We start from the raw sequence: 6,452 nt of genomic DNA on the forward strand, positions 1-6,452 counted from the left end.
TCATTCTCGATACCGGCACCCCGGAGGTCTATGAGGTCGCGTACCGGGACGCGGTCCTTGAAGTCGAGTTCACCGAGGAGATCGATCTCTCCACTGCAACTCCGTCGATCCAGATTGCCGGCTATGTCACGTCGTGGACGAAGAGTGAGGATGGCTATCGGCTCACCGCTGGTGCTCCAGCTCCAGACGGTACGCATGACCTCTCCATCACAGGCTCACTCACCGACCTTTCCGGAACAGCGCTGGCCGAGCCGTTCTACCTCCAGCTCCACGTCTACCCATCAACGCCGGTCTGGGTTGCCTATCGAACAGAAGATGAGCGGCTGGTCCCTGAGAGCACGATCGCCAATGAATTCGGCTTCCACGGCTTGCCCGAAGATCCGGTCACCGGCTTCCTCTACGTTCGCAACCGCTACTACGATCCCGAGCTGGGACGGTTCATCACCACGGACCCGCTGGGCTACGTTGATGGCCCGAACCCCTACATCTACGCGATGAACTCGCCGGTGACGCACTCGGACCCGCTAGGACTGGTGTGCCCGTCGTGCACGGCGCTAAAGGTCCACGGTCTGCGCGCTTTCGACCCCGGCCCGGAGCCCCACCTGATGCCCCGCCTGCGGGCGACCCTGGACCGAGCCAGCATGGCCACCATCCAGGGAGGGTGGGATGAGTTCGGAGTGATGATCGAGCTGAGCCGGAACCTGGTTCCGGAGACGGATACCCAGCTGTCCTTCGAGGTGGGGTTAGCGGTTGGTACGGCAGGAATGGCGGAATGGGCCGCTCCGGCGCTGCGCAAGGTTCCCCTACCCCGGTGGATGACCCAGCCGGTGGGCCGCTCCGTGCAGAAAGCTCCGGAAGTTCCGTGGGCGCCGCACTGGGACGAGGCGGTGGGTCGGGTGCAGGCGAAGAAGTTGGAGCTTGGAGGTGCGGATGCTTATGCGATGGCGGAGGTTCCGAGGGGGGCGTTAGAGACAGCACGACAAGGTGGAAGGCACGCCGGATTCCTCCGGAACTACGCCGGGAGATCTCGCAAGGAGATTGAAAGGGGCATTGTTTCGCTCGAGAAAGAGATCGCTGAACATCGGGCCAAGATGGCTGATCCTGAGCAGTTCATTCCGAACTTCCACCAGCTTGACCCAAGGCAGCAGGAGGCGCTGTTGACGAAGAAGTGGCCACGAGACATCCAGCGACAGCAGGAACAGCTTGAGATTCTGCAGGGTTTATTAGATGACCTACAGTGACAAGGCCGAGAATCTTCTTCGCGACGTGGCGCTTGAACTGGTAGAAATGGCCAGGGAAGCCAAGCAGAAAGCTACTGCTTCAGGCTCTGACTACGACGAAGGGCGACACTTTGCATTCTATGAGGCGGTCTCGCTCATCAGGCAGCAGGCGAAAGTGTTCGGCCTATCTCTGGATCGAATAGGGCTCGGCGAGCTGGACGTTGATGACGAGCTCTTGTAGCTAACCAGCCCGGTTGAGGAACAGTGACTGGAAGCCGTCCGTGTCCGGCGCTTCGATGTTACCTTGCAGTGAGTTCCACTCGACGAGACCGTTGGGTGGATTGTCGGCTCCAGTCGAGGCCAGAGAGCAGTTCCCCCCCCCAAGCAGAGCCCCGCTCCCCGCGTGGTAAAATTCAACCTCAGGTCCAAAATCAAGTGACTAAATAGAGTGCCACGTTGCCGCAAGGTCGGGTGCGCCCTAAGAGACCGTCTGGAATCTTCCAAAGGAAAGCACCGCATGAACCGTTGCTGCATCTTCGTCCTCGTCTTGTTCTTGGTCGCACCTCTGGCTTCCGCGGAGCTAGTCATCGTAGATCTCGGCAACGAGCCGCCGCCGGCGATGGTGGGGCCGTATCCGATGACGGCGGCGGACCTGGCGGAGCAGGAGAAACTGGACGAAGGAGAGCCGGTGATCTTCGGGTTCTCCATGGAGGTGGTGGGCAACCTCCTTTTTAATCTACCATTCCACCCGCCGTTCCCGATCCGTCGCACCGTGCCTACCACGTGGCCCGAATGGGGGCACGGCTATCAGGGCCCCGTCTTTCACTTCGAAGAGCTCACGGGGTACTCCATGCTTTTTCGGGACGAGGCCACTGCTTTCTATTTCTATGCACGTCCTCGGGGCAGCAGGGCGACCATCGAGGTTTTGTTTGAGGGGCAGAGCACCGGGCCCATTGACCTCGAAGCTGAAGACGGACCGCGCGGGTTTGCCTTCTACGGCACGGATCACGAGACCTTCAATGCTCTCGGTTTTCGCTTGATCGATGGTGCGGCAGGTCTGGGGATCGCCGAATTCGGCGCGGCGAACCTATCCTCGGCCTGCACTATTGGACTGATCCAGCCAGGGCAGACGGTCGAAGGGCAGTGGACCGACGATTGCAGAGCCACCTACGATCCGTCGTTGAATACGCAGTTTTTCTCCTTCGAGCTGGAGGATACGACCGCCCTTGAGATCGAGCTTGAGGCAATGACCGGGTTGGCGGAACTGCAGCTGTTTCCCGGGCGGGTCACGTCGGGCTTTGCCATCGACAGGGACTATTCGTCTGATCCAGACGAGCCTGCGCGGATCGTCCTTGAGCTTGAAGCTGGCACGTATACCATCGTAGCCGGAACGCCCAGGGCCTCGATGCCCTTTCCGCGCTTCATACTCCGTTTGCGGGAGATCGCAGGGGTCTGCAGTTTCAGTTCTGGGACACTTTGTATCGACGATTTTGAAGATGATCGAAGGTTCGCCGTCAACGTCGACTACGACTCGGCCATCGCGGGCCATTCGGGAAGAGCTCACCGTAGTCGTTCCGAATTCGACCGGGGAGGCATCTTCTACTTCTTCGATGAGGACAACCCCGAGGTCATGATCAAAGTGCTTCGCGGCTGCCCCGTTACCGGCCACTATTGGATCTTCGTCTCGGCAGTGACCAACGTCGGTTTTACCGTAACCGTCAGAGACACCATCACCGGCGAGATCTGGACCTACGAGAACCCCGACCGGAACGTGGCCCTTCCGGTGCAGGATTTGCGGGCTTTTGCTTGCGATGAAGATGGCTGACCGAACTGTGGCACGCATCGACACGCCGTGGCTGGGAAAAGGCCGGGGACGGCTGGGCGATTGGGTGACCCAACGATGGGTCCAGGCCACGGGGCGACGGGTCTCTGCTACAGAAAATCCGTGGCTGGACCTGCTATCCGGCGATACGGACGTCATCGGCACGGATTTCTTCGCCCGTGTCGCCGAGAGAGAGGGGCTCGTTCTCACCCGGAGCGGAGCGCCCCGCGGGTTGGTGCCGGACCTCTTTGTCTTGGAAGGGCCGGATTGCTCGATCCGGGAGCTCCATCCGGCGGTCGTCGCCTTTTACGAGCGGACCTCCGAGTACGAATTCGACGTTTGGTCGGAATGGAGTGGGTTCTTCCGGCCCTTCGGCCAAATGCTGGCGCTCTTGTTCAGCCGGCGCCTGCAGCAGCTCAATGTTCCGCTTTCGCCCCTCGACACCAGCCTCGGAATCACTAGTGAAGTGCTCCAGCTGCACTCTCCAGAGGGCGAGCTGGTCCGGACCGCCTGGGTTCGCGAGATCGCTGCCACCGGCAATACCCTGTACGCTGGAAGCTATGCTGTCTGCACCGTGCCGGGGCACTCCGGTCCTTGCATTCGAGTCGTCTTCCCCCTGCCGAACGGCAACGCCCATGTCATCCTGAAGCCCCACTCTCACCGAGACGGCTCGCTGACGGTGAGCTCCCGCGGCCGGAGATTCGGAGATCCGGGGTTTTACTTCTTCGTTCAGAGCGCTCCCGGCGAGGGATGGGCGCGTTACGTGGCAACCTTGAAAGAAGACATCCACGTTTTCCCGGGCGCCGGCGAAGATTCCCGTGCCGACCATACCCTCGAGTTGTGGGGCAAGCGCTTCCTGCGCCTCCACTACCGAATGCGGGCCGGTCATGGTGTGGCTGAACCGGAGCGTGAAGTTGACACGAGGCACTCCAGCCGCCGCTAGTTTGACGGCTCAGGGACCTTTGGTGACAACCTGTGATTATCAAGGACCCAACATGGCTCTAATCGATTGTCCTGATTGCGGCAGGAAGGTTTCGGATCGAGCGCGGAGTTGTCCGAATTGTGGGAGGCCCACCAGCGCTGAGACAGCGTCTGCTCCGGCGGTTGGGCAGACGCAGCGTGCTCCTAGGAAAACCTCCTGCGTTACATGGGGCTGCCTCGGACTCATAATCCTCGTGATTGTTGTCGCCATTGCAAGCTCGCGATCGGAAGTTGGGAGTCGCTCAGACTCACCCGCGGGGCCGGGTATGGCCCTGCCTGCGCGGCCCACGGTCAGCAACTCGTCACTCGCGACTTCCAGCGATGTCCGCCAGGCAGAAGAGTTCCTCGCTGCCTTGCCTCCAGCTTGCGGCCAAACCACTGCTTCGGCGGGTTCTGACGGTACGATTACAATTGAGCTGAAGTGCTCTGGAAGCAGCCAATCCCTGAATGGGCTTGTTCGAATCAAAGACGGTGTGGTTACGGACATTCGCTGATGCCGAATTGCCTACGGTTCTCCGCCTCGATTCTGCTCAAAAAATTCTCGCTCTCGCTTGCGGCTGACTTTTTCAGCAACCTCCAAGGTACTCCGACGCACAGGTGAACGCGCGAGCCTCTGTTTGCGACCAAGTGTGTCTTCGGCACCTTCCGGGGCAGACTGAACTCACTTTTCCGAAATACCCGGGAAACAGATGACAAGCCAAATCCATCAAGTCTCCGACACCGCCTTCATGGCAGCGGCTTATCGCGCTAGGGAGACGAACCATCCGAAGGCACTGTTTCAGGATCCCCTCGCGGCGACGCTCGCCGGGGACCGCGGGCGGCGGATCATCGAGGGTCTCCCGAGGCGGGCTTTCATCGGTGGCTGGACGGTGGTGATTCGCACGCGGATCATCGACGACCTCATTCGGGAGGCAGTCGCCGAGGGCGTGGAGACCATTTTGAACCTGGGGGCGGGGCTGGATACTCGGCCCTACCGGATGGAGTTGCCGGAGTCCCTCCGATGGATCGAAGTGGATTACCCGCACGTCATCGAGCTCAAGGAGGCCCGTCTCTCCGGCGAGACGCCACGCTGCCGACTGGAGCGGGTGAAACTGGACCTTGCCGACGAGGTGGCCCGGCGGTCACTGCTCGACGACGTCGCGGCCCACTCGGAGAAGATACTCGTGCTCACCGAGGCGGTCACGCCCTACCTCTCCGAAGAGGAGGTTGCCTCCCTCGGGGCGGACCTGCGGTCGCAGGAGTCCATCGCGTATTGGCTGGTGGACTACTTCTCCCCGGCATCGTATGAGTACCGACGGCGCAGCGGCATGAGTCAGTCGATGAAGAAAGCACCGTTCCTCTTCGAGCCGAAGGACTACTTCGACTTCTTCCTGCGCGCAGGTTGGAAGCCGAGAGAGGTTCGCTACTTCGCCATCGAAGCAAAGCGGCTGGGGCGTTCTGCGCCGTTTCCCCTCATCCAGAGACTGATGATGCGGGTCCTGGGCATGCTTGCTTCGCCCGAGCGCCGGCGAGAGATGCAGCAGTACGCGGGCTTTGTGCTCTTCGAGCCGGCAGGAGAGACCATAGACTGATGCAGTTGAAGGTCGAACGAAGGTCGTTGACGGCACCAGATGCATTCAATAGAGCGTCAAGATGAATGCAGGGAGGCTCGAGAGTGAAGCACCTCACCATCCGCAATATCCCAGAAGACCTTGCAGCCGCCCTCGAGGCGGAGAAGGAAAGACGCCAGCTGTCTCTGAGTCAGACGGTGATCGAGCTCCTGCGCCACAGCCTGGGCGTCGACCAGAAGCGCGGCAATGGCCTGGTGCGGCTGGCTGGTCGATGGAGCGCCGAGGAGCAGGAGCGCTTCGAGCAGGCGGTGGCTCCTTTCGAGGAGATCGACCAGGAGCTGTGGGTTTGACTCGCAAGTGCTTGGCACCTCGGCTCTGAGCTTCTTCTTCCGTGGCGATCCGCAGGTCGTCGAGCTCATCGAGCACGCGGATTGGCTGGGCTTGCCGGCGACGACTTTGGGAGAGCTGCAGACGGGATTCTTACTTGGTAGGCGCCTGGAAGAGAATCGAGAGCTCTTGCGGCAGTTTTCGGAGAATCCGGTGGTCGAGCGCATCGACGTCGATGATCGGGTCGCGGAAGTTTACGCCGAGATTGTTGTCAGCCTGCGCCGTGCCGGAACACCGGTCCCAACCAACGACATCTGGATCGCAGCGGCCGCCTCCGCTACAGGCTCCAGCGTCTTGACCTACGACGCGCATTTTCAGCGGATGCCCCAATCGCGGGCGTCGATTCTGCCTCAGCCTCAACGGCTTTCTTAGATTTCTCCCCACGGCCGTTTTCTGATTGTCGCCAACCGTACCCGAACTCACGGAGCAGCCAAGTTGATACCTCGCTTCACGTAAACCGGCAGCGCCGTGTACGGTCCACTCACCTCGGCC

General features: G+C 60.8%; 8 protein-coding genes. All 8 read left to right on the top strand.

What is annotated here, in order from left to right; translation table 11 throughout:
• Positions 1-1,241: RHS repeat-associated core domain-containing protein (locus tag SX243_24685; GenBank protein ID MDY7096184.1), on the top strand; the 1,241-nt coding region annotated here is incomplete at its 5' end.
• Complete coding sequence (locus SX243_24690; protein ID MDY7096185.1) at positions 1,228-1,461, top strand: hypothetical protein; 234 nt, start codon at positions 1,228-1,230, stop codon at positions 1,459-1,461. The genes SX243_24685 and SX243_24690, both read left to right, overlap by 14 nt.
• A 276-nt stretch (positions 1,462-1,737) precedes the next feature.
• Positions 1,738-3,045 (top strand): PPC domain-containing protein, encoded by a 1,308-nt coding sequence (locus SX243_24695; GenBank protein MDY7096186.1) that lies wholly within the window; start codon positions 1,738-1,740, stop codon positions 3,043-3,045.
• Entirely contained in the window at positions 3,038-3,985 is a 948-nt protein-coding gene (locus SX243_24700; protein ID MDY7096187.1) for a hypothetical protein, read from the top strand. Before SX243_24695 ends, SX243_24700 begins: the two co-directional genes overlap by 8 nt.
• Before the next feature lie 52 nt (positions 3,986-4,037).
• On the top strand, positions 4,038-4,517 hold the full coding sequence (locus SX243_24705) for a zinc ribbon domain-containing protein (protein ID MDY7096188.1): 480 nt from the start codon (positions 4,038-4,040) through the stop codon (positions 4,515-4,517).
• 195 nt (positions 4,518-4,712) lie between these two features.
• Entirely contained in the window at positions 4,713-5,594 is an 882-nt protein-coding gene (locus tag SX243_24710; protein ID MDY7096189.1) for an SAM-dependent methyltransferase, read from the top strand.
• 83 nt (positions 5,595-5,677) lie between these two features.
• Positions 5,678-5,923 (top strand): hypothetical protein, encoded by a 246-nt coding sequence (locus SX243_24715; GenBank protein MDY7096190.1) that lies wholly within the window; start codon positions 5,678-5,680, stop codon positions 5,921-5,923.
• A 7-nt stretch (positions 5,924-5,930) separates the two neighbouring features.
• Positions 5,931-6,332 (top strand): PIN domain-containing protein, encoded by a 402-nt coding sequence (locus SX243_24720; GenBank protein MDY7096191.1) that lies wholly within the window; start codon positions 5,931-5,933, stop codon positions 6,330-6,332.
• Positions 6,333-6,452 lie beyond the last annotated feature (120 nt).

The sequence above is a fragment of the Acidobacteriota bacterium genome (assembly GCA_034211275.1).
GTDB lineage: Bacteria > Acidobacteriota > Thermoanaerobaculia > Multivoradales > JAHZIX01 > JAGQSE01.

Coding starts and splice junctions, on each gene's coding strand:
- SX243_24690 (MDY7096185.1), top strand. CDS start 1,228: ATGACCTACAGTGACAAGGCCGAGAATCTTCTTCGCGACGTGGCGCTT.
- SX243_24695 (MDY7096186.1), top strand. CDS start 1,738: ATGAACCGTTGCTGCATCTTCGTCCTCGTCTTGTTCTTGGTCGCACCT.
- SX243_24700 (MDY7096187.1), top strand. CDS start 3,038: ATGGCTGACCGAACTGTGGCACGCATCGACACGCCGTGGCTGGGAAAA.
- SX243_24705 (MDY7096188.1), top strand. CDS start 4,038: ATGGCTCTAATCGATTGTCCTGATTGCGGCAGGAAGGTTTCGGATCGA.
- SX243_24710 (MDY7096189.1), top strand. CDS start 4,713: ATGACAAGCCAAATCCATCAAGTCTCCGACACCGCCTTCATGGCAGCG.